Here is a 22,191-nt window from a genome sequence, read left to right on the forward strand (position 1 = left end):
GTTATCCTTTATTAATTGGTAGAGTTTTCATACTCGATGCATATGTTTTTGATGTTCTCAAGTGCATCTTCTGCAAAATCGGTTAAAAATTTTTCTAGCTCTTCCTGTAGTCCGAGCTTTGGCTCTCCGGCCATTTCCCATACAACTTTACTTTCATTACTCGAGATCACTTCAACTCTCAAAAACTCCCACAAGTTTCGAATGTTTAATGATGTATTGATGATGTTGAAATGCATTTTCATTTCTTTTTCATCACGATATGAGAGCTGATCCACGACAAAATCACCAGAATCAAACGTTTTAACACGTACTTGGCCAATACCTTCTCCAATCATCTGACATTTACCAAGGCCATCAGTGAAGCGGTCAAAAGCAGAAAAATTACCGACCACAGCCCAAACTTCTGCAGCAGGGGCCATAATTGTACGTTCCATATGCAAAGTTTTTGTAAATGGAACTGAAGGGTAAAAATAACGCTGCGAATTGTTGTTTTCCATTGTTCACTCCAAAAAGTGGGCTATTAAACCCACTTGTTAGTAAAGGTGTTAAGCCGCTTTTTGTTTTTCGACAATTTGTTTGGCATTGTTGAGTGCACCAGCGGCAAACCCAGCCAAGAATGCTTCAAAATCAGCCTGTGGAGTTTCTTTATTCCATGGTGCTGCAGCAATATCCCAAATGGCTTGACTGGTATTTTCATCAATTTGAACCACGCGCATTGATGACCATAGGTTGCCGATATCCATGCTTGTATAGATTAAGGTCCAGTCCATAAGCATTTTTTCGTCATCACGGTTGTTCAGCTGCTCAAGTACAACATTCCCATCAGCAAAAAACTTATGGCGAACTGAGCGAACTCCATCGCCTGACATTTCAATGCGATTTAATCCATCAACAAATTTATCAAAGCCTGTGAAGTCACCTACAATTTTCCAAACATCTTTAGGAGCAGCTTTTATAGTCACGGCCGTACTAACTGTTTTTGTTGTAGGAAGTTGGATTAATGTTCCGCGTTGTTCTGAATAACTCATGTAATTCTCCATAGAATTGTGTTGTTGTGAAACTTGGGTTTTTTTATCTTCAGGTATTTCAATAAAGCCACTTGAAATGAGGTAGCCTAGATTCGCATCTAGTAACTGGTGATTTTTTTCTGGGTAATCCATTCCCGAAAGTCTTAAGCGGTTTTGTGTTTTTTCGAATTCGATTTTTGAAATGTCGCCAATATCTTCGTTTGTCTCATCCAAATAGAACGACACAACTTGGTATAACGCATTTGATTCATCAAGATTCAGTAACATCTCGCGCCAGTCTTTATCATTAATGAATTCAATAGATACACCGTGATGATTCAATCTTCCGACATATTCTTTCCATGTAAGGGGCATCGGATTATGGAAGTGCAATACTGGTGTGTGTTTTGTATGGTCTAAAGAAGATTCAACTAACCCTTTGGCAATAAAATCAACAGGGCATAGGTCAAATTGAAGATCCCAATCAGGGGCGATGCCTAGCTGGGCAGAACCTTTTAGTAATAACAAAATTCGGTTTTGATCGGGGAAGCAATGGCCTGTATTTGAGTGACCGGTAATATTCCCTGGGCGAATAAGCGTAACAGGCAGCCCACGTTCATATGCTTGCCAAACTAATTGTTCTGAAGCCCACTTTGTTAAGTTATATCCGTTGTTAACGAAAGCTGGCAATTCAGCTGCTGGGCCATCTTCAACAATGTATCCATCTTCAGTTAAATTACTTGCGGCACTAAGAGTTGAAATAAATACCAACTGTTTTTGCTGTTCTATTGAAGCAAGTTTGATTAAATCAACTGTCGATCTAACGTTGGAGTTATACAAGTAGTCGTAGTCATAGATATGGTTAACTTGAGCGCCATTGTGGTAAATCACATCAATGTTTTTCGCAAGAAAGGCGTAATCATTTTCGCTTAAGCCCAAACTTGGTTCGGCAAGATCTCCGCAAACAGTCTTAATTCGTGGATTGCCTGTTAGGTCATTTACACCATACTTTTGGAAGTTATCGTTAAGCTTTTGCAAAGCTGCTTCAGGTGATGATGCTCGAACATGACAATAAATAGTCGCTTCAGTAAGCTGAATTAATTGCTCAAGGATATGCATACCTAAAAATCCGGTTGCTCCTGTTAGAAGAACCGAACGTGGATTAAATGCATGAGCGTTTTTAATCTCTAAAGGTTGAATCTCTTGATCCAGAACTATATCTGAATAAATACGATCCGAAATCTGTGCACCTTTCGACAATTCATTCGAAGTAAGTAAATTACTCAAAGCTTCGATCGTTGGGTTTTCCATGAATCGCGCTAAAGTAAAGCTGCCTTTGAAGCTTTTTTTAACAGTAAGGAGCATTTTGGAAACAAGTAAAGAATGTCCGCCCAAATCAAAAAAGGAAGATTTAAGAGTAACTTCTGTCAAATCTAGATCTAAGGCATTGGCCCAAATATGGCGCAATTCAGTTTGAAGATCAGTCCATTCCTCTTCTACTTCAACTGTAAAGCTTGTTTTAATCTCAGCTAAGGCCTTCCGATCTATTTTGCCATTAATAGTGAAGGGGAATTCTTCTACTTCGACTATGACCGAAGGCAGCATATAATTTGGAAGAATGTTGACTAATTTGTCACGTAGATCTTCTGTAGTGACACCATTAGCTGGGTCTTTAACAAAGGCTTTAATTTGTTTTTTACTGTCCGCGATAACAACACATCCAGCATAAAAACCGGTTGCTAAGATAGCATTTTCAATTTCACCAATTTCTACGCGGAAGCCGCGAATTTTCAATTGATTGTCCTGACGTCCAACAAAATTCAACTCACCATTAGCATCCCAATAGCAAATATCACCAGTCCGGTACATGGTTTTAAATAAGCTAAACCCTTTTAATTTTACAAACCGCTCTTGTGTTTGTACTTCATCATTTACATAACCGGGACCAACACCTTTACCAGCGATATACAACTCGCCATGTTCAAGAGTTTGGCATGCTTTCCCATGCTCATTAATCAAATAAATTTGAGTATTCTCAATAGGCTTACCAATTATTTTATTATTGCTGTTTAGACTGAATTTTTTGAATGTTGCCAGTACAGTACATTCTGTAGGACCATAAATATTAATCAGGCTTGTATGTTGGGACCAATAATTAATAGCAGTGTTATCGCAAACATCACCACCAGTAATAATGTATTTCATTGATGGCCATTCATACTGCGGTAATGCAGAAAGCATGGCTGGAGGAATAAAGCAGTGAGATACACTTTCCTTACGAATTAGCTCGTTTAGTTGATCGAAATCATGGCGTTGTTCATTTGAAGGAACAATCAGCTTTGCGCCAGCAATAAGCGTTGGAAAGATATCTAATAAAGATGCATCAAATGAAACTGTTGTAAATTGAAGGCATCTAGATGTTGGATCAACTTGAGCTTCATTAATGTACCAATTGCAGAAGTGTGCAATGTTATTGTGAGTTAACTTTACCCCTTTAGGCATTCCAGTAGAACCTGAGGTAAAAATCATGACAGCATTTGTGTCAGATACTTCAGGTGTTTCTATTGCTAAAATATTACTAGGCTGTATTTCAAGAATATCTACAGAAACCGATTTTACAGCTGTTTCAAATTGCAATGAGCCAATAAGTAAATCAGGTAATGCACCGGATAGAATATTGTGAATCCGTTCTTCTGGATATTCTGGGTCAATGGGCACATAGCAAGCATTTAACTTAAGTGTTGCCAGGATCGCAGCATAAAGTTCAATTGATTTTGGCAATGCAAGTGCAATGATTGATTGCTGAGGTTTTGCTTCAAGTTGAGCTGTAATATTCGTTGCATATTGCGTTACTTTTACTTCCAATTCAGCATAAGTGATCGATTGATTACCGTATTTAATGGCTGTATTCGTTGGATATAACGCTGTTGTCTGGTCAAAAGCTTTATACAGATTCTTAGTATACAAACGATCTGATTTGCTCTCATTTGAATGATGCCAATAACTCAATACATCTAGATCAATTTCGTCCACGTTGGCCAATTCAAAGCCTGAAGGTAATGATTTATCGGTGATTTCATTCGATAAATGAACCAGCGTATCCGATACAACACCTTCAAAAGCGACTAACAACTTTTTGTTAACATCGGCACCATTCAAAAAATCTTGATCAGGAATTTTTGAACTAGCTATCAAGACAGTATTTTTCTCAGAAAACTGTAAAGCAGAAATGGTATATGCCTTTTCATCATCTGAATAATTGATACTGAGAAAAATTGAGTCAGCTGCGTCAGAGCCAGCATACTTTGGATCATACCGTTTAAATTGATAGTCAAAATTGGACGGACTTGATGCAATATTTTCAAGAACTACATCATGACCTAATTCATAAATGTGAGACTCAATTTCACTCGAAAAAGGGCAGCTTTGATCTAATTTTATAGTTAGTAATTTCATTTGTTATACCACCTTAAAAATATTGTCCCAGAAGATTTCGAGTAGGAGCGTGATCAGCGATGCCAGATGAAACCAGGAATCTTCGAATATTCACGATCATTGGGTGCTGGCCTGTGATTGGATAGCCGTCTACCGTACTTTCAATGAGCTTCTTTTTTACAATTGGTGGAAGAGACAATTCATTAATTAGTGCTGTATCGAATTCTTTCTGAATATCATTAGTTAAGTACTCTTCAAGAAAAGTAGGAATTACTGAGCCAATTGCTAAACGTGATTCTTCACTAATAGATGACCAATAAATTTTGCAGATTTCTGTCCAAAACTTTGCATGACGTCCTTCGTCAGCTAAGTGATCAGACATAATGCCTTTAATGGACCGTTTGATCGTTGCATCCCTAGAGAATGCAGCAACATCATTCGTTACTGTGTTTTCGGAAATAGCTACAGCGATCAGCTCCATACCTGATTTATGAAAAGTATCATCAAGGAGTGCAATTGCTCGTGGGATAGCTCGGCTCAACTCAATTTCGTTGAATTCTCTGAATGGATCTATTCCAGTTTGCTGTTGTAATTGATTCTGAAAATCCATTGCTACAAATGCATGATAATCTTCATCGATCACTACAGACATCGCATCATGTTTAACCGAAAACGGAAAGTCGAAAGGGAAGCGGCCCTTAGCAATATCTGAAGCTGTTTTATTAACAATTTCAGTTTCAAAAATAATGATGTCTTTTATGTATTTATAAAGGCTTTGAAGCAAGATCGTGTCTTGAACATTTTTTCCTAATTTTTCAATAATTGGATCAAAGCAAAGGGGCTGGCGTTCTTTTGGGTAGTAACAAAGCTCATCATCTTCAATGATTCGTCTTGGACGAGTACGAATAGTAGCTTTCTGTTCCCATGAGTCGGCGTGAGTCTGATAGTTCATTATTGTATTTTCTCTATTAAATTATATTCTTCAAATTAGTAGTAATGAATTTCAAGTAAGATGCAGCCACTTTCACTGCAGAAAGGTCCATGGTTGGTTCCAGCTGGCCGTAAAAAGTATGCGCCGGTTGTATATTTTTGCTTGTTAAGCAAGCTATCTTTGTCTAATAAAATTTGGTCACCAGAAACCAGATAAACTTCTTCGTGGTAATCATGGATAAATACTGTTTTTGTGCCAGCTCCAGCATTGAACCGAACAAAACGCGTTCTCACTCCCGTTTTTGTGTCTGTGTTTAAAGTATCTTCAATAACTATCTGCTCAATCCCTGCGTCAAAACCTGGCGGTGATTCCCAATTTTGATTAGGTATGTGTAGGACTTTTTCCATTACTTCTGTTACTCCTGATATAAAAAAACTCACCTTATGAGCGAGTTTTTGTTTGTTTAATTTTTCATTGAATTGTTAACCGCGTTTAACGTTGCTTGTAGCAATGTATTTAATGAGTCAGCATCAATTGAAACACCGTGATAACTACGTTGAGATCGCGTTTCAATCTCTACATATGTCACTGCACGACTATTTGTGTTGCCGCCAAGTGTATGTTCAGAGTAGTCCTTAATATTTACATCAATACCAAATGAATTCTTAACTGCATCCATTAAAGCAATAAGTACACCGCTGCCTTTACCTGAGAATTCAACTAAGTTTCCATTGTGGTTGAACTTGCCATGGATATGCTGTTCTTTGTTGACCGATTCACTCTTGTATTCGACAAGGAATAGATCTGGATTTGGGACAATTCCATATGAATCACGGAATAACTGCCAAATATCACTTAGGCCCATTTCGCAGCCAGAGAAGTTCGTATAAGCCTTTACTTTTTCACTGAAATCTATCTGCAGATTGCGAGGTAATTTCAAACCATGGTTTTGTTCAATGAGCCATGTAGCACCACTCTTACCAGATTGGCTGTTAACGCGAATAACTTCTTCGTATGTGCAACCTAGATCATTTGGATCAATTGGAAGGTAGGGGATATTCCAGAATTTTTCGCCAGATTCAAAACGATGTGCAAACCCTTTTTTAATTGCGTCCTGGTGAGAGCCAGAAAAAGCAGTAAATACAAGTTCCCCGGCATATGGGTGGCGTGGATGGACAGGCAAGTCATTGCAGTATTCGGCAATTTTTACAGTCTTCTTGATGTCATTAAACTGCAAAGTAGGGTCAACACCTTGACTATATAAGTTCAAAGCCAAAGTTAAGATATCTACATTACCTGTACGTTCACCGTTACCAAATAAACAACCTTCGACCCGTTGTGCACCAGCCAAAATACCAAGTTCAGCTGTCGCAACACCAGTACCACGGTCATTATGTGGATGGATGCTGATAGTCACATGATCAAGATTGCTGAATTGGCGAATGAATAGTTCAATTTGATCAGCAAACACATTAGGCGTATTAACCTCAACAGTTGTAGGCAAGTTCAAGATTAATGGCCGTTCAGCTGTCGGCTGCCATAAGTCTTTAACAGCTTCACAAATCTCTAATCCAAATTCTAACTCTGTAAAACAAAAGGTTTCAGGGGAATATTCTAAACACCAGTGGGTACCAGGATTTGAGTTACACAATTCTTTTACTAAACCAACAGCATCCAATGCCAATTGAATCGTTTGTTCTTTAGTATTCCTGAACACAATCTCGCGGAATACGGGTGCGGTAGCGTTATAAACGTGAACAATCGCTTGCTTTGAGCCTTTTAAAGATTCAAAGGTTTTCTTAATTAACTCTGGTCGAGCCTGAGTCATAACTTGAATCCAGACATCATCAGGAATTAGCTTTTGATCAATTAATTTACGAACAAAATCGAATTCAGTATCAGAAGATGCTGGAAATGCAACTTCAATTTCTTTAAAACCACATTGAACAAGATGATTGAAATACATGAGCTTACGATCATGATCCATTGGATTAACGAGTGCTTGATTACCATCACGCAAATCTGTAGAGCACCAGCGCGGAGCTGATTTCAGCTGATTGTTCGGCCAAACGCGATTTGTATTTGACACAACATTTGCTGGTTTATATTTGGTTGATGGATTGGTAATCATGGGAAGCACCCTTAACAAAGTTCATCTTCATTGTAGGATGCTGATAAAAACTTGCTTATTCAGGCTGGACGTCCTCGTATCCGAAAGTGCCAATTTAATAAAAAATGCTTTTTATGTTAGAACTATGAAAATAAAGTGTAATAGTCCAGTGACCCCTATGACTATGTTTTAACAGGGGCTGGTTTTCAGCACTGAGAAAGTAATTCTTCGATCTAAATCTCTCTTTGTGTTGGAAACCCTTTGAACATATCACTTACATAGGCATACAGATCTAGCCTATTCAAATTTGCATACTGGATTAATGCCGTTATATTGGCAATCATTAGCAACAGTGCAGCGAGCTAGTAAACAACATGGTTGCATGTTCGATGTCTAGGATCAGGGTGCATCTGATTTTCGATCCAATTATTGCAAATAGGTAGATTGCCACCGTCTAACAAGCGGAGCTTGCTAGTTTAGATCCAGATATTGCAAAAAAACTACCAATATCGATGTTACATATTATAGATTGGCTTGAGCGATTAATTGTTGAATCTCAAATGGATTAGTAAATATTTATTGATATTAATCTGATTGCAATTGTAAGAACCATTGTTAGCAATGGTTCAAGGAATGTGTGTTTTAGGAAACTCAGGGCAATCATAAGAAAGTTCTTTATTGATTATTGAAACAGCAATAGGATTACTTGAAAGAAGCAAAGTATTCGAGCAAACGAATTTTAATAGCTTACAGGTTCGTTGATCGTCCATAATTATGCTCAGGCTTTTGAGCCATAATAATCATAATTTTTTCCTTCTTTTTCTTAAGTTATTTTAATATTGGTAATTCCAATTTTCCTTAGAGCATTCAATAAGGTTGATTCACCTTCTGACAAACCAGTAGATTTTGAATGTCTAAAAACAAATAATTGGGTGGCCATACTGGAGCCCAAGAGAGTTTTTGTATAAGAGCCTTCGGATAGAGGTAAGCTCTCCATGAGATCAGAAATATATTGTTCAAATTGTTCTAGGGTCCTTGACCTAAATATTACTCCAGCATGCCCACGTTCTTTGAGAACGCTTTCTCCCTCTACAGTTGAAATATAAGTCGCTGGTTGTATATCGAAAATATAAACTGGTGGGCAATTTACAAGGGATAATCGAATGACCAATGCCCCACGGGGGCGTGTCTTGGATGAGTCAGCATAACACCAGTTTATATGAGCTTGTTCTTCTGAGTCTGTAATAAAGGCCATGAGAGTTGGTTTATCATTGTAATTAAACTCTTCTTCAAAAGTGTAGTAGTGTACTGTATTGATAATACTAGGATTTAATCTACATGCTTTTAAGCAAGCTTTCCAAAGGCCTATAATTCTTCCATGATCTGGAGCTTCAAACTCTGTTGCTTTATCTTGATCAGTAGTCGGTTTGATCTGGGAATTAAGCACTTCTGTAGAGCTATCAGGTTCTCCTGTACCAATTATATTTATTTCTTTTATATTTTTCTTTCTCTGTGGTTGGGTGATGATTCTTTCATACTTCGTTTTACTTTTTTCCCCGATAGGGCCTTCACCCAACCATGTAAATTCATGACCTAAAATAACCGACTGTGATAATGGTTTGCGCCCCCCTTGATCTTCAGATACGTTAATCTGACCAGGACCTAGTTGCAACTGAGGAGGGTTAGGGGTGTTTAAATCTACGCTTTTCTTAAAGCGGCGAATTACTTTTGGAACACGTCTGATGAGTGTTTGATCAGGTAATTCTATTCCAAGAATTGTCAAAGCTAAAAAGGTATTGGTATTAGGAAGACTGAAACCTGAGACCTTAATCTTTCTCGTTTCTTCATGCCACGGCATTACTTTAGGGTATATATGGTTTCTTTGAGTAAAATTATCATGTTTTGCAATGCTGCTAAATAAGATCCTTACGGCATTCTGAGTATATTCGCTGTATTTATAGTAGGCAATAAATACATGATCATCTGATGTGAGGCTATCACCTATAAGGATCGTCCAGGCATTTTCTTCTTCTGGATGAGGGGTGTAGAGTCGTTCATGTCTTTCGGCCTCATCATATGTTGTCAGAATTCTGGGAAGTTCTGTAGATAGACCATATCCTCTCACCAGAAACTCAAAACAAGGTACGAGTAGTTCCTTATATCCCTGATCCTTTAAGGAGAAAGAAATACAATTCTCACGTTGGCCCGGATTAATATAAAATTTATTCCTATCTGAGAAGAAATGATCTATTTTCCCTGTCTTTTCGTCTCGCTTATATGTTTGAACATAGGTATGTTTAAAATCCGTATGGTCAATATCAAACTCCCGTATTTCCAAGGGAATATATTTAACCAATCGTTCATGGTGCCAAACTGTACCAATAGGCCAAGACACCAAATCTGTTATATTGGCATCAATAAAAATAAAATTATCTGTGGGTGTGTCATCTTCTAGAAGTTCCCTAAAAGCAACATGAACTTTAGGTTGGGTATTTCTACGTTCAGCTTTTGCTAACGCCCCATACCACCACACCATTAAGAACTTTTCAGCATTGGATTCAAGAACTTTGAATGCGGGTGATTTTTTTTTATCTGAAGAGTTATCAGTATTTTCTTCATTAGAATGATTGTTCATGATCAACCTATCTATTGGTAATATTATCGACTAGTCAATTCTTCTTATAAGTTCAGTTCGGCTGTAGGGATATATTGTCCATCTACCCAATCGTAAAGCTGGATATCGCAAACACCATTCAAGCGATGTCCCAAGACCATTGCAAAAACTGAGGGTGCTTTAATAAAGAGGTGTAATTTAGATAACTTATTTTCGGATTTAAATGAAACTACAGCAGATTTTGCCTCTCTGACAGCAAGATTTAGAGTTTCCATATTATCAATGGCATGAGAGCTTTCTAAATTCAGTCTAGGTAACCTCTTTACTTCATTAATCGTAGAGTCAATGTCTTTACCTATAGCTGTAGGAAATCCAATAGTGACTATGGCTTCAGTTTCACTCTGTAGCTCAACCGAGTCGATTTTAGTAAAAAATTGTCCCTCTTTCTGTTTATGGTCATCAGTGCGATAAATGAGGCCATTATGTTCTATTTCGAGTAGGAAATTACGTGTGGCACTAAAAACATAGCCAAGCATACATGCAGTGGACATTCTTTGTTTGCCATCTATAAGGACGGTTCTACGGTCACCACTGTTATGAATGAAATCCCCAATCGATACTGCTTTTTTGATTAGGCTGTTCCAGTCGCTGGAGGTTTTTTGAGCACGATCAGGACCATTGAAATCACTAATATCTAAGTTTAAGTCTTGGTGCTGACTGGATGACGCTGAAAGATTAATTTTAATAGGATCTGATAGCCACTGGGTTCTATCTTCTTCAAGAGCATGGCAAATAAAATTTTCAAAGTCTTTGCGATGTATTGGGCCAAAAGAAGAACGAGAAATCAGGTTTTTAAACTGATCTCTTAACTGTTTGGCTTTACGTGTAGTGAGTTCGATATTGGATAATTTCTCTTCTATTTCGCCTATAAATACAGAGTCGCTATCTTCCGCATTGAAAGACAAGAAATCAACATGATCAAGTGCAAACTCAGCAAGTGAGGTTTCGAATCCCTTATCGCTACACCACTGAATAATATCCTGACGACTTTTTTGTAAAATCACAGAATCTGCACTGTATGAAGAGCCAACGCCTCTAATTCTTTCAATCTGGGCAAGAAATGGGTGAAGTGTAGAGGTATAGAGTGGGCATACTAAACCAAAGCGAGTAAATTCACTTGATGGAATATCAAATGCCTCCTTGAAGCGCTTAAGTTCTTTCCAGAAGTCTGTAGAAGTCAGCGAATGATTTTTAGCTTCATACATGACACGCTGGAAATCTTTCTCTGAAGAGAAGTAGCAAACCTCAACATCACCTATTGATTCACTCACAATGTGACTAAAAGCACTTTCAGATAGCCATAGTGGCAAGTTCTTTAATACAAAAGCATCTTGATATTCAAACCCTACTCGTGCAATTGCACCACCAGTTGATTGTTTTTCTAACAGACTTGCACTCATTATTATCTCTCTAAATCCAGGGTGGATCGGTAATAGGAACCATCTGGTAGGTAGGTGTAGGCGCTGCCCTCAAGATGATTGTTTTTTAAATGGAAAATTAGTAAGACTACAAAATTTGCACCCACTTTGGGATCGGACACCAATTCCCTCATGGTGTGATGGTCTTTACTGCTGGGTTGTACACTAAAGAGAGGATGGCTATGCCATTCACCTAAATAGTTAAATTTTTGATAATTATTGTTTGTTGATTTATGAAAAAGGCGGATTGCTTTAATAGCATCCGTAATTCCACGTACAAAGGATGCTATCGTCCCACTCTTTTGAACAGTTAATGAGCTAACTCTAAAATGGTTTGTACCTATATGCTCACCCATTAAAACACCGCCACATTCGTGAGTTCCAGACTTCAATAGGGCTTTTATCAGTAAATTTTGTATATCAGTAGGAATGGATATTTTCAGCATCAGTATTAACCTTTTATCGGTTCAGGCTCTTCAATAGAATTGCCATTTTCACTTTCAGATATCTGTTTATCTGTAGGAGATTCTGTTACTAACGCACCTGAACAATCGATAGGATGAGTATCAAAAGGACATTGAAATATCCAATATTTACGGAATCCTATTAAATATGCTGAATAGGGATAAGAGGATTGCTCATCAATTGTGCATAAAGTATCTAATGTGAACTGCGTCATAGACGCTGCAAGAGCCGTTACATCTGCATCTGATGCAATATATGTTTGGTTTTGTGTTTGAAAGCCGTAATTATTAACCTTGCCCTCTGGAATTGGTTCCAACGTTTGTAAGACACCATAAATATGATTGCGAAGTTCTAAGGGGGAGGCATCTAACGTTGGGCGACTACGGGCCATCATTGCTCCACCACCGCCACCAAAGATTTCACCCCAGACCATTGCAATATGTTTTCTTTTAGCAATTGCAGCTAATGTTAAGAAAGTATGTGTATTTGCTGTCGCATCAATAATCAGATGACATGTGGCAATGGCATTAGCGATATTGGAATTTAAATGAGGATTTTCCTGTCCACCAATTTGTATTTCATACGTTTCAACTTGCATGTCTAATACTGTTCGTTTTAATGCTCTTTCAACAGCATGGGTTTTAGCAAAGCCAACATCTAACCAGCTGAGTTCATTACGGACAAGATTGTGTGGGGCCAGAATATCATCATCAATAAGTAGAAAGTTTTTACAGCCCGACCGTGCCAGTGAAATTGCAATTTTACTTCCTAACGATCCAAGACCTACAATTGCTATCCTTGTATTATTGAGATGGCTAAATTGTGCTGGCAATCTTTGATTCTGATCATCATGTAGATTAATAGCAGGATAACTTACGAAAAGTGGTGCTGTATTATTAATCAAGAATAGTTCCAAGTTACCCTTTAAGTCATATAACAATATAGGCTGTATGGAATTTGTGAATTCCTCTTGAGCAGGCCATAAATTGCCTAAAAAGGATTCTAATGAAACTCTGTCATTTACGGATTCCTTTAATTGAGGAACAGAATCAATTCGTATTGCCCATCCAGACAATTCAAATCTTTCATTAGAAAATGATGGTACGATGTCAGGTAGAGGTTTGTTCTGAATATTTGTTGGAACAATAACGGTTTTGTCTCGAAAGCTTGAGATGGCAATCTTAAAATCCATTTTCTCAGAATCACTACCCAAGAGTATGTGACGTAACATAGGTGTTTCAATGAACCTTTCTGAAACACCTCTTAATTTTTGACCTATTGTTTCAGAATGCCTAGATGGTACAGGTTCTACATTCATCTCCAATACAGTCATTGCATCTGTTAATAAAAGAAGCTGGGCACTTCTAACTAGATCCACTCCACTGATATTGGTATTCCAATTATCTGGTCCATATTCTAGACACAGCACTCCTGAACCACCATACTGGTGCAAGATACTCCATCTTTCACCAGATTTTTGTGGGCGTATATATGCTGGTAGCTCTGGGAAAAGCTCTGGATATACTAAAACACCATTAAAATCTATAGTTCCTATCTTTAGAGAGAAGTTCAAATGCAATTCATTTGTGTCTGTTGAGTTCCACTCCTGAATCTTAAAACTATTTTTCTCTTTCTCAAGATCAGTCAATAACTGCCGTTCTTGAGCTAGGCGTTCTAATGGTGTTTTTAGCAGTTCCATTACGCAAAGCCTCCTGGTTTATTTGGATAAACAGGGGTTGATGGAAATGTTAATCCCGCACCTAGAGCAGAACGGATTAAAGAGCTGGCCATATCAGCAGAGTTTGCACTTTTGTGTGATGCCGAACGTGGAAAACGATTACCCAAAACCTGCCGCCATAGGGCTAATGCTTTATCATCATCTGTTTCATTTAAGGCGTTTCGTGCAATAGCAGCTTGTTCTTCTACCTTTTCATAAAATTTTTTGAACTCATCTGCTGTAACCGCAGAAAAAATATTATTGCCTGCAACACCAGGATCTTCTAAATGTGGAATTATGCCTAGTGACGCATAAATCCCATAAGAATCCCTGATCGTTTCTAAAAGATAAACAAACAACTTTTCATAGTTGGATTCGTAGTAATTCATATGCTTGGCAACCAGGCATTCTAAAATGAATCCTTTTGGTCTTTTTAAATCAGACAAGTTCTCACGACGCCACCATTTAAATAGCTTCACAAGAGGCTTAAATCGACCATTTGCATTTTTATTCACCTCAACAGTCCACTCGGTATGGGCTGGAGGGTTGGTAACTAGCCATTCTTCAAGATGAATGTCTGGAATCAGATAGCCGCCATATCCATCTGAAATGATAGGGACAACATCCATATCAACTTTTTTCAACTTAACATTTACTGAACGACGGTTAACGGTAAGATCGGTATATCCAATATCCTTTAATGCCGTATGTACTGCATCAAGGACAATTTGAGGATCATCATTAATTGTGTGATTTGTAAGGGCAATAATATCTACATCTGGCCTTTGTGTGATTCCGCCTATGGTAGTCGGACGTACTGCCGTATTTCTTTTATAAGAACCTGATAAGAATGTATGCACATGTACTTTGCTGAATTCATTATGCACTTTTAAAGCATCACGAAGCGTATTATGTGCGCTTGAACAATCATTAACCGTTGTTGTAGATGGTTCAATATCGGAAAGTAGGTCAAGAAACTGCTGTTGAGTTGTCATAATTCTCTCTGAGCCCATGTACTAAAATGGGGCATAAAATTAAGTGCGTTCAGAAAAATTAAGTAACCTACTGCTGTGAACTTTGTTGCATAGCAGTAGGTTATTTAACCTTGTTTACGATATTGAGTTTGAGTTATCAGGATCATCCGATTTTTTATTACGGATAGCATCCTTTTCTTCTTTCAATGGCCGAGTTCTAGGAAATTTAAAATATCCAGTTGGATGGACAATAATTTTTCCAGATTTATGGCGATAAGATTTACAAAACACAAAGTCTTGATTTTCAGTAGGCATTGTTAGCCCTCCTATTTTGGCGGCTCGTTTTTCAGGGCGCATACCAAAATAAGCGGGTAAATCTTGAGATTTACGGGCCTAAATGTTAGAATGGGGTTCTGACAGCCAGATCTAACATGAGGTATGCGTAGGGCTTAGAGCCATATGCCTTTCCTGTGTGAAAATCTATCAAGCCGACTCTACCCAATAGAGTCGGCTTTTTAATTTATGAAACCATCTCAATAGTCTCCATTGAATCTAGGTCAAAATAATATAGTTTTTTAAAGTCATCTTCATATAAGTCAAATAATTGAGATAACTCACTAATTACAGATGTTGATGTTTTTTTTGCATCTATTGCGTAGTCAAAGAGCATTGAAGCTACTCTATATGTCGCTTCTCGATCCAATTCATTTGGTTCAACTTTACGATAACCACGCATAGCCATTTGCCGCCATAAATTGGCACTTTGACTTGAAGTTATAGCTCCTAACTCTGACGCCCTATAGATTAAGGCTGCCATTGAGGTTTTCCATTCCTTTTTAAGTCTTAGATAATGAGCTAAATTGGTTGAACCTAATTGGTCAATAATTTTTTCTTCTGGCATTAAAAATTCGGCAGCAAAATCATTTGCTTCTTTTTCCATGAATTCAGATGGCTCTTCATGGAGGACCAAATGCCCAAGTTCATGTGCTAATGTGAAGCGTATTCTGTCATTTGGCTGATTTGCATTTAGAAATACGCATGGAGACACACCATGCATTTTTAAGGATACGCCATCAACATTGTTATCTTTAAAGTCGCATAAAAAGACTAAAACCCCTGCATCTTCCACAGTGGCAGTTAGGTTTTCAAGAGGTTCATTTCCTAACGCCCACAATGATCTAAGCTTTTTAGCCGCTTCATGAGGAGTGCTTACATCTAGGCCAATTTTAAAAGTTGGTAAGGAATTTTTTCTTTTTGGCACATTTGTGAACAATTCTAATGTTTGTACATGGCCCATTTTTAACATCATTTCAGCATTCATGCGGCTCAATGCTTTAGCTGTGGTGGAGCTTTTTTTTCTATATGCATGCAAACTAATTGGTAGTGCATTTAGCTTTTCAATATGTTCGAAAAATCGTATAGGGAAATGTAGGGCATTGGATAGATTTTGGATAACTTCATCGGAGGGTTTTAAGTCCCCACTTTCAATTTTAGATAATGAAGCCTGGGTAATAGACTGTCCCATTACAGCAATTAGTTCAGTTTGACTAAGACCACGAAAGTTTCGTGCAATACTAAGCATGTCAGGATTGAAATGAGTCATATTCACCTCCAAGATCATTGACTTACAGATCAAGTTAATCGAATGATAACTGAACAAAAAAGCGCATGCAAATTTTTCTTCAAATTATTCCTAAAATGTTTCGTTTTTATCTAATCTTGCTTTATGTGGTAGTAGTTTTTTATTCAGGCACAATATATAGTGTTTTTGATTTTACATTTTATTTGATTTTTTTAAATTTACTTGAAATCTTATATCAAAATTTGAGCATGAGAATATTATGGCAAAGATAGAAAATGATCAGTGTTCTTGTGAGAGGTAGCTTAACTTTTGAGTATTTAGAAAAGGCCACTATATTAAATCTTTGATCATTTTTTTTGGGTGTTAAAGTGATTTATTCTTATAAAAATCAGGTTTAAGGGCGATTGGGTTTTTTGGGTAAGTTAATTTTGATTGTTTGAGGCGAGATAATGACTGAAGATGCGAAATGTAAGATTCTAGATATTCTGTTGGAAAAGTGGAAGAAAATTTTACTTGGGCGTTATCCTGGCTGTGAAGAGTTAATTGAATTAGCACTTAAAAATCTTGAAGCATTAACAGAACGCTTTTATGGTTATGAACTTAATGATACCCAATTCGACACGGCTATTTTATTAGAACAACAATATCATCAAAGATTGGGTGAATTAATTGTTGCTGATCGTCTTTTAAGAGATGGATTTGAATTGAGTAGTAAAGATTTCGGACCTGATTTCAAAGCTACAAAAAACGGGAAAACAGTTTGGTTTGAAGTTGTTAGTCCGAATCCAAATTATGAAATGGTTCAAATCTTGGAAGATGTGCAAGGACGGTTATTCCCAAAACATGAAACTAATTGTCGAGAGAATTCTTTAGCATTGTTGAAAATGACAGGGGTTATAGGAACTAAGGCTAATATTATAAAAGGTTATATTGAGAATAAAATTATTCCTGAAGATGAGCCAGTTGTAATTGTTGTAAATGACTCATTGTTTTATCCACTAGATGTCTATATGGTTGGGGTAACTGAAGAGGTACAAAAAGGGTCAAGTGGCTTACCACTTGTTATAGAAGCTTTATTAGGTTTAGACAGGCCTTATTGGCAGCCTCCAGAATCCCCAACTGAGCCTTATCAACTTAAATGGAATACAAGAACTGATGTATTCAAAGATAATGGCAGTCCTGTATCAACAGATAGATTTCAATCGGACGAATATAAACATATATCTGGTGTGTTTGTAATGACTGCACGAGAAGATTACGGAATTAGCCTTTCTGTATATGGTGATGAAAAAAATGTAGGCTTATTGGTTAAGAACCTAAATAGTAATAATATTCTGCCAGATGGCCTACTTAAGACACGCACTTATGATAGTAATGAATTGCGTAAGTTAATAGATCCAACTATGCGTAAGCCAATAACTAGTTTAGTTACCCGCACTTTACATGGGCAGTATTTCTTCATGGTTCAGCATCTGAACAAACTTTCCCAAGAACATGTAATAGAGGAATCGAAGTAGAAAATAAATTTAATGAAAAATACAAATACAAAAGATATGGCTGAAGTTTTTAAAAGTTAGGAATACATTTGACTATTTTGAAGCAATTTACTCTTCTTTTAGGTGTTGTTAACTTTTTTAATTTTGTCGCACAGTTCTTTGTAATGTCGCATAGTTCTTTGGAAATGACAGCCTCCACCGACCAAGGCTACAGCAGAAGCGGTATGATGTGGGGCGCGAAAAGGACGCTGTCCAAACGTATGCGGGCTATTGGCCACTGAATAGATACTGGCAACCTCTAAATTTTCCTGCATATTCAATGGCGGTAAAATACTGGAAAGCCTAGATGCCAATAAGGTTTTGCCTGTACCGGGTGGGCCTTTGAATAGCAATGAATGTCCACCTGCAGCCGCAATTTCCAAAGCACGTCGTGGGCGCAACTGTCCTTTAACATCGACTAAATCAAAGGCGGAATGTGATAACTGTGGTTGGGCAGTCGCGGTGACTTTATTTAAAGGCTGGCTTTGTGCCAAATGTTCGCAAACTTGTTTTAAATGTGTGGCGGCAAAGACTTCAAAGTCAGGCAATTGAGCAGCTTCTTGTGCATTTTGTTCAGGTAAAACTAAACAGTGCTGTGCCTGTTGGCAGGCAATCGCAATACTCAGCGTACCTGTAGTTGGACGCAATTGACCATCTAAAGCCAGTTCACCAATAAATTCTAAACCATCGCTACTGTGTTCGGGCAGTTGACCTGAAGCAATCAAAATGCCCAAAGCAATGGCAAGGTCAAGGCGAGAACCATCTTTAGGTAAGTCTGCTGGTGCTAAATTAATGGTTAGACGTTTGCTTGGAAATTGAAAACCACTATTGATAATGGCAGAGCGTACCCGATCTTTACTTTCACGGACTGCCGCTTCGGCTAAGCCGACAATCGTCAAAGAGGGTAAACCCTGACTTAAATGGACTTCGACTTCAATGGCAGGGGCGTGCAGACCCAATAGCCCCCGTGTATATACTTTGGCAAAAGACATTATTATTATGATCCGTTTTGGTGCGTTATTTTTATAGGTGTTTGGTCTTTTATGGCACTAAATTGGTGCTTATTTTTTGAGCTGCATCTTTTGTTCGAGCATTTCGACTTGTTTTAACAATTCATTTAAACGCAAATTGGCATTATTCAGCGCAGTACGCTGACGATCTAGCTCATCTTGAGAGACCACATCCATTTTTGTCACGGCTTCATTCAGTAAAGCACGTAAATTATGTTCTAAATCTTTTTTGGGTTGTTCAATTTGTTCCAAAATGGCTTGTAATAAAGTTTCAATCATTGTTGTTTCCACACAGATGGACAAAGGTAGGCAGTGTAGCACTGGTCTTTAATAGACTATAGCATTTCAGACGAAATATGGATTTATTCGATGAGTAAAATCGTAAATCTTCTAGTAAATATGTCTATTTTTTGAAGATCAAAACCATATAAATGTATAAAATAAGGTATAAAGAAAACTCATGTCACGGTTTCTAATTTCCCCCGACCTTAGAACTTTGGCATGGAATTTGAACATAAAACCTTACTGGTGAATTAAGCCGAAGGAAAACAAACATGAAGCTCGTAACTGCAATTGTAAAACCCTTTAAATTAGATGATGTGCGTGAAGCATTATCTGAAATTGGTGTTCAAGGGATCACCGTAACAGAAGTCAAAGGCTTCGGTCGCCAAAAAGGTCACACCGAACTTTATCGTGGCGCTGAATACGTCGTTGACTTCTTGCCTAAAGTTAAAATTGAAATCGCAATTAGCGATGAAATGGTGGATTCGGTGATTGAGTCAATCACTCGTGTTGCTAGTACAGGCAAGATTGGTGATGGCAAAATCTTTGTTACTAACCTCGAACAAGTCATCCGTATTCGTACAGGTGAAACGGGTGCAGACGCTGTTTAAGAAAATGGCACGAAGTTTGCTGAGTACCTAATAACTCACAAAAACAAAGGTCGGGGGACACAAATGAAAAAAATGCTACTCGCGCTGAGTCTATCAGGCGCACTTCTTGGTGGTTCTGTTGCTTGGGCTGAAGAAGCCGTAACAGCCACCGCACCAACTTCAGATGTTGCAGTGCTTGAAACTGCCGAAACATCTCCTATCGAAACACCAAATGCAACAGAAGTTGCAGCTGTAGCAGAAGTCAGCACGCCCGAAGCTGCTGAACCAGAAGCTGTATTAGATACAGGCGATACCGCTTGGATTTTAGTTTCGACTGCTTTAGTTTTACTCATGACCATTCCTGGTTTGGCACTGTTTTATGGCGGTATGGTACGCAAGAAAAACGTACTCAATACTATGGCCTATAGCTTTGTAGCAGCAGCCGTGGTCAGTATTGCCTGGGTGGCAGTGGGCTATAGTTTGGCTTTTGGTGAAGGTAATGCCTTTATTGGTGGTCTAGACAAAGTCATGCTGGCGGGCATTGGTACCGATGCGCTCAGTGGCAGTATTCCTGAAATTCTATTTGTGATATTCCAAATGACCTTTGCCATTATTACTGTGGCAATTATCAGTGGTTCAATTGCAGAACGAATGAAGTTTGGTGCCTTTGTTGCCTTTATCGCGATCTGGGTGGTCGTGGTCTATGCACCAATTACCCACTGGGTATGGGGTGGTGGTTGGTTAGGCAATGATGGTGCACTTGATTTTGCTGGTGGTACTGTTGTTCATATTAACTCGGGTGTTGCAGGTTTGGTTGCTGCATACATGTTGGGCAAACGTATGGGCTTGGGCCGTGAATCTATGGCTCCGCATAACCTGACTTTGACTGTACTGGGTGCCAGTTTACTCTGGGTGGGCTGGTTTGGTTTCAACGGTGGTTCTGCTTTAGGCGCGAATGGTGCAGCGGGTTATGCCTTAGTTGTGACTCAAGTGGCAGCCGCAGCCGCAGCAATCGCATGGCTTGTTGTTGAAAAACTGGTACGTGGTAAAGGTTCGGTATTAGGTGCTGCATCGGGTGCTGTTGCAGGTTTGGTGGTGATTACTCCAGCAGCAGGTTTTGTGACTGTTGGTGGTGCATTAGCGATGGGTTTAATTGGTGGTGTCGTATGTTTCTGGGGTATTACTGCCTTAAAACGCGCCCTGAAAGCTGATGACTCTCTAGATGCCTTTGGACTACATGGTGTAGGTGGTATTGTCGGTGCAATTTTAACCGCCTTCTTTGCCAGCGAGTTTATTATGGGCGATGCTGCACCAAGCAACTTGATGAGCCAACTTTGGGTGCAAGTTGAAGGTGTGTTAGCGACCATTGCTTACTCAGCTATACTGACTTTCATCATCTTAAAAGTAATTGATCTAACCATCGGTATTCGTGTGGCTGCAGAAGATGAGCGTATGGGACTCGACTTAAGCCAACATGGTGAACGTGTAGAATAATTCAGACAGCACATAATCAATATATTGTGTAAAACAGCCCTTCGGGGCTGTTTTTTTTCTATATGTTGCGTAAAACTCTACAAAGTTTGGAAATTTTGCTACACTGCATTTTCATTTAAATTTGTGCAATTAAACCGCTATGCATTGTCCATTTTGCAACACTGCAGACAGTAAAGTGATTGACTCACGTTTGGCGGCAGAAGGCTGCCAAATTCGCCGACGTCGTGAGTGTATTGGCTGTGGTGAACGCTTTACCACCTTTGAAAGTTATGAAGTGGTCATGCCTCGGGTAATTAAATCCGATGGTAAAAGTGAGCCTTTCGATGAAGCCAAGTTGCGTCGTTCGTTAATGCATGCTTTGCAAAAACGTCCTGTGACCCAAGAGCAAATTGAAACGGTACTTAGTGACATCCAACTGCAAATTCGCCGTTTGGGAGAGCGTGATGTGAAATCACGTACCATTGGTGAGGTTGTTATGCAGGCTTTATTTGCATTGGATCATGTCGCTTATGTACGTTTTGCCTCGGTGTATCAAGACTTTCAGGATGTTGAAGCCTTCCGTCGCCAAATTGAACAAATGCAGTCGCGTGAGCAATAAAGCACAATGCCAGCATCTATTCCACAGCATCCATCCATGACTGAACTCAATACTGACGCGCAACCTGATGATCTTTTTTGGATGCGTCGTGCCATTGAACTGGCACGTTTGGGGCAATACAGCACTAAGCCAAATCCGAACGTGGGCTGCGTTATTGTTAAAGATGCCCAATTATTGGGCGAAGGTTTCCATCCGCGTGCAGGACAGCCACATGCCGAAGTCTTTGCTTTGCGTCAGGCCGCTGAACAAGCGCAGGGTGCAACCGCCTATGTGACCTTGGAACCTTGTGCACACTATGGGCGCACACCACCATGTGCCAAAGCCTTGGTTGATGCAGGCGTGGTCAAAGTGGTTGTGGCTTGTCCAGAC

The 22,191-nt window shown here is 38.8% G+C and carries 18 protein-coding genes and 1 pseudogene; 5 read left to right on the forward strand and 14 right to left on the reverse strand.

Going from position 1 to position 22,191, the window contains the following annotated elements; all coding sequences use genetic code 11:
* Positions 1 to 11 precede the first annotated feature (11 nt).
* From E0H79_RS11540 to E0H79_RS11595, 12 genes are all read right to left on the reverse strand, one after another.
* Positions 12 to 497: an SRPBCC family protein gene (locus E0H79_RS11540; RefSeq protein ID WP_131261690.1), complete on the reverse strand. Its 486-nt coding sequence runs from the start codon at positions 495 to 497 to the stop codon at positions 12 to 14.
* A gap of 48 nt (positions 498 to 545) precedes the next feature.
* The gene (locus tag E0H79_RS11545; RefSeq protein WP_131261691.1) at positions 546 to 4,463 is read right to left on the reverse strand and encodes an amino acid adenylation domain-containing protein; all 3,918 of its coding nucleotides are present in this window, start codon (positions 4,461 to 4,463) and stop codon (positions 546 to 548) included.
* A 13-nt stretch (positions 4,464 to 4,476) separates the two neighbouring features.
* Positions 4,477 to 5,394 (reverse strand): diiron oxygenase, encoded by a 918-nt coding sequence (locus tag E0H79_RS11550; RefSeq protein WP_004787335.1) that lies wholly within the window; start codon positions 5,392 to 5,394, stop codon positions 4,477 to 4,479.
* A 35-nt stretch (positions 5,395 to 5,429) separates the two neighbouring features.
* Positions 5,430 to 5,780 (reverse strand): cupin domain-containing protein, encoded by a 351-nt coding sequence (locus tag E0H79_RS11555; protein WP_004787333.1) that lies wholly within the window; start codon positions 5,778 to 5,780, stop codon positions 5,430 to 5,432.
* Positions 5,781 to 5,836: 56 nt separating this feature from the next.
* Entirely contained in the window at positions 5,837 to 7,504 is a 1,668-nt protein-coding gene (leuA, locus tag E0H79_RS11560) for a 2-isopropylmalate synthase (RefSeq protein WP_131261693.1), read from the reverse strand.
* 802 nt (positions 7,505 to 8,306) lie between these two features.
* Positions 8,307 to 10,118, reverse strand: coding sequence for a hypothetical protein (locus E0H79_RS11565; RefSeq protein WP_131261695.1), 1,812 nt, complete (start codon positions 10,116 to 10,118; stop codon positions 8,307 to 8,309).
* 44 nt (positions 10,119 to 10,162) lie between these two features.
* Positions 10,163 to 11,557 carry a dsDNA nuclease domain-containing protein gene (locus E0H79_RS11570; protein WP_131261697.1) on the reverse strand — a complete coding sequence of 465 codons (1,395 nt, stop codon included), beginning with the start codon at positions 11,555 to 11,557 and terminating at the stop codon, positions 10,163 to 10,165.
* Between the two features lie 2 nt (positions 11,558 to 11,559).
* Positions 11,560 to 12,021 carry a Mov34/MPN/PAD-1 family protein gene (locus tag E0H79_RS11575; protein WP_131261698.1) on the reverse strand — a complete coding sequence of 154 codons (462 nt, stop codon included), beginning with the start codon at positions 12,019 to 12,021 and terminating at the stop codon, positions 11,560 to 11,562.
* Positions 12,022 to 12,026: 5 nt separating this feature from the next.
* Positions 12,027 to 13,739, reverse strand: a complete 1,713-nt coding sequence (locus E0H79_RS11580) for a ThiF family adenylyltransferase (RefSeq protein WP_131261700.1) — start codon at positions 13,737 to 13,739, stop codon at positions 12,027 to 12,029.
* On the reverse strand, positions 13,739 to 14,752 hold the full coding sequence (locus E0H79_RS11585) for an SMODS domain-containing nucleotidyltransferase (RefSeq protein WP_131261702.1): 1,014 nt from the start codon (positions 14,750 to 14,752) through the stop codon (positions 13,739 to 13,741). Before E0H79_RS11585 ends, E0H79_RS11580 begins: the two co-directional genes overlap by 1 nt.
* Positions 14,753 to 14,866: 114 nt before the next feature.
* Positions 14,867 to 15,046 carry a hypothetical protein gene (locus E0H79_RS11590; RefSeq protein WP_001141890.1) on the reverse strand — a complete coding sequence of 60 codons (180 nt, stop codon included), beginning with the start codon at positions 15,044 to 15,046 and terminating at the stop codon, positions 14,867 to 14,869.
* Positions 15,047 to 15,251: 205 nt separating this feature from the next.
* Positions 15,252 to 16,334, reverse strand: a complete 1,083-nt coding sequence (locus E0H79_RS11595; RefSeq protein WP_131261703.1) for a helix-turn-helix domain-containing protein — start codon at positions 16,332 to 16,334, stop codon at positions 15,252 to 15,254.
* A 428-nt stretch (positions 16,335 to 16,762) separates the two neighbouring features.
* Between E0H79_RS11595 and E0H79_RS11600 the strand changes: the two genes are divergently transcribed.
* Positions 16,763 to 17,830, forward strand: coding sequence for a hypothetical protein (locus E0H79_RS11600; protein ID WP_131261704.1), 1,068 nt, complete (start codon positions 16,763 to 16,765; stop codon positions 17,828 to 17,830).
* Between the two features lie 164 nt (positions 17,831 to 17,994).
* Here E0H79_RS11600 and E0H79_RS11605 read toward each other — a convergent pair.
* Both E0H79_RS11605 and E0H79_RS11610 read right to left on the reverse strand, forming a co-directional pair.
* A pseudogene (locus E0H79_RS11605) lies at positions 17,995 to 18,840 on the reverse strand (YifB family Mg chelatase-like AAA ATPase); the annotation flags it as partial.
* A gap of 69 nt (positions 18,841 to 18,909) precedes the next feature.
* Positions 18,910 to 19,137: an accessory factor UbiK family protein gene (locus tag E0H79_RS11610; protein ID WP_131261707.1), complete on the reverse strand. Its 228-nt coding sequence runs from the start codon at positions 19,135 to 19,137 to the stop codon at positions 18,910 to 18,912.
* A 275-nt stretch (positions 19,138 to 19,412) separates the two neighbouring features.
* Here E0H79_RS11610 and glnK point away from each other — a divergent pair, with 275 nt between their 5' ends.
* The 4 genes from glnK to ribD form a co-directional block, all read left to right on the forward strand.
* The gene (gene glnK, locus E0H79_RS11615) at positions 19,413 to 19,751 is read left to right on the forward strand and encodes a P-II family nitrogen regulator (RefSeq protein WP_004650081.1); all 339 of its coding nucleotides are present in this window, start codon (positions 19,413 to 19,415) and stop codon (positions 19,749 to 19,751) included.
* A 63-nt stretch (positions 19,752 to 19,814) separates the two neighbouring features.
* Complete coding sequence (locus E0H79_RS11620; RefSeq protein WP_131261709.1) at positions 19,815 to 21,224, forward strand: ammonium transporter; 1,410 nt, start codon at positions 19,815 to 19,817, stop codon at positions 21,222 to 21,224.
* Between the two features lie 139 nt (positions 21,225 to 21,363).
* Positions 21,364 to 21,822 carry a transcriptional regulator NrdR gene (gene nrdR / locus E0H79_RS11625; protein ID WP_096902237.1) on the forward strand — a complete coding sequence of 153 codons (459 nt, stop codon included), beginning with the start codon at positions 21,364 to 21,366 and terminating at the stop codon, positions 21,820 to 21,822.
* 36 nt (positions 21,823 to 21,858) lie between these two features.
* Positions 21,859 to 22,191 (forward strand): bifunctional diaminohydroxyphosphoribosylaminopyrimidine deaminase/5-amino-6-(5-phosphoribosylamino)uracil reductase RibD (ribD, locus tag E0H79_RS11630; RefSeq protein WP_131261713.1); only part of this gene is annotated, 333 nt, incomplete at its 3' end.

It is taken from the genome of Acinetobacter sp. ANC 5045 (assembly GCF_004331005.1).
Taxonomy (GTDB): Bacteria; Pseudomonadota; Gammaproteobacteria; order Pseudomonadales; family Moraxellaceae; genus Acinetobacter; species Acinetobacter towneri.

What these genes read in the sequence shown, in the direction of transcription:
- E0H79_RS11540 (WP_131261690.1), bottom strand. Translation starts at nt 497, where the DNA reads ATGGAAAACAACAATTCGCAGCGTTATTTTTACCCTTCAGTTCCATTT.
- E0H79_RS11545 (WP_131261691.1), bottom strand. Translation starts at nt 4,463, where the DNA reads ATGAAATTACTAACTATAAAATTAGATCAAAGCTGCCCTTTTTCGAGT.
- E0H79_RS11550 (WP_004787335.1), bottom strand. Translation starts at nt 5,394, where the DNA reads ATGAACTATCAGACTCACGCCGACTCATGGGAACAGAAAGCTACTATT.
- E0H79_RS11555 (WP_004787333.1), bottom strand. Translation starts at nt 5,780, where the DNA reads ATGGAAAAAGTCCTACACATACCTAATCAAAATTGGGAATCACCGCCA.
- leuA (WP_131261693.1), bottom strand. Translation starts at nt 7,504, where the DNA reads ATGATTACCAATCCATCAACCAAATATAAACCAGCAAATGTTGTGTCA.
- E0H79_RS11565 (WP_131261695.1), bottom strand. Translation starts at nt 10,118, where the DNA reads ATGAACAATCATTCTAATGAAGAAAATACTGATAACTCTTCAGATAAA.
- E0H79_RS11570 (WP_131261697.1), bottom strand. Translation starts at nt 11,557, where the DNA reads ATGAGTGCAAGTCTGTTAGAAAAACAATCAACTGGTGGTGCAATTGCA.
- E0H79_RS11575 (WP_131261698.1), bottom strand. Translation starts at nt 12,021, where the DNA reads ATGCTGAAAATATCCATTCCTACTGATATACAAAATTTACTGATAAAA.
- E0H79_RS11580 (WP_131261700.1), bottom strand. Translation starts at nt 13,739, where the DNA reads ATGGAACTGCTAAAAACACCATTAGAACGCCTAGCTCAAGAACGGCAG.
- E0H79_RS11585 (WP_131261702.1), bottom strand. Translation starts at nt 14,752, where the DNA reads ATGACAACTCAACAGCAGTTTCTTGACCTACTTTCCGATATTGAACCA.
- E0H79_RS11590 (WP_001141890.1), bottom strand. Translation starts at nt 15,046, where the DNA reads ATGCCTACTGAAAATCAAGACTTTGTGTTTTGTAAATCTTATCGCCAT.
- E0H79_RS11595 (WP_131261703.1), bottom strand. Translation starts at nt 16,334, where the DNA reads ATGACTCATTTCAATCCTGACATGCTTAGTATTGCACGAAACTTTCGT.
- E0H79_RS11600 (WP_131261704.1), top strand. Translation starts at nt 16,763, where the DNA reads ATGACTGAAGATGCGAAATGTAAGATTCTAGATATTCTGTTGGAAAAG.
- E0H79_RS11610 (WP_131261707.1), bottom strand. Translation starts at nt 19,137, where the DNA reads ATGATTGAAACTTTATTACAAGCCATTTTGGAACAAATTGAACAACCC.
- glnK (WP_004650081.1), top strand. Translation starts at nt 19,413, where the DNA reads ATGAAGCTCGTAACTGCAATTGTAAAACCCTTTAAATTAGATGATGTG.
- E0H79_RS11620 (WP_131261709.1), top strand. Translation starts at nt 19,815, where the DNA reads ATGAAAAAAATGCTACTCGCGCTGAGTCTATCAGGCGCACTTCTTGGT.
- nrdR (WP_096902237.1), top strand. Translation starts at nt 21,364, where the DNA reads ATGCATTGTCCATTTTGCAACACTGCAGACAGTAAAGTGATTGACTCA.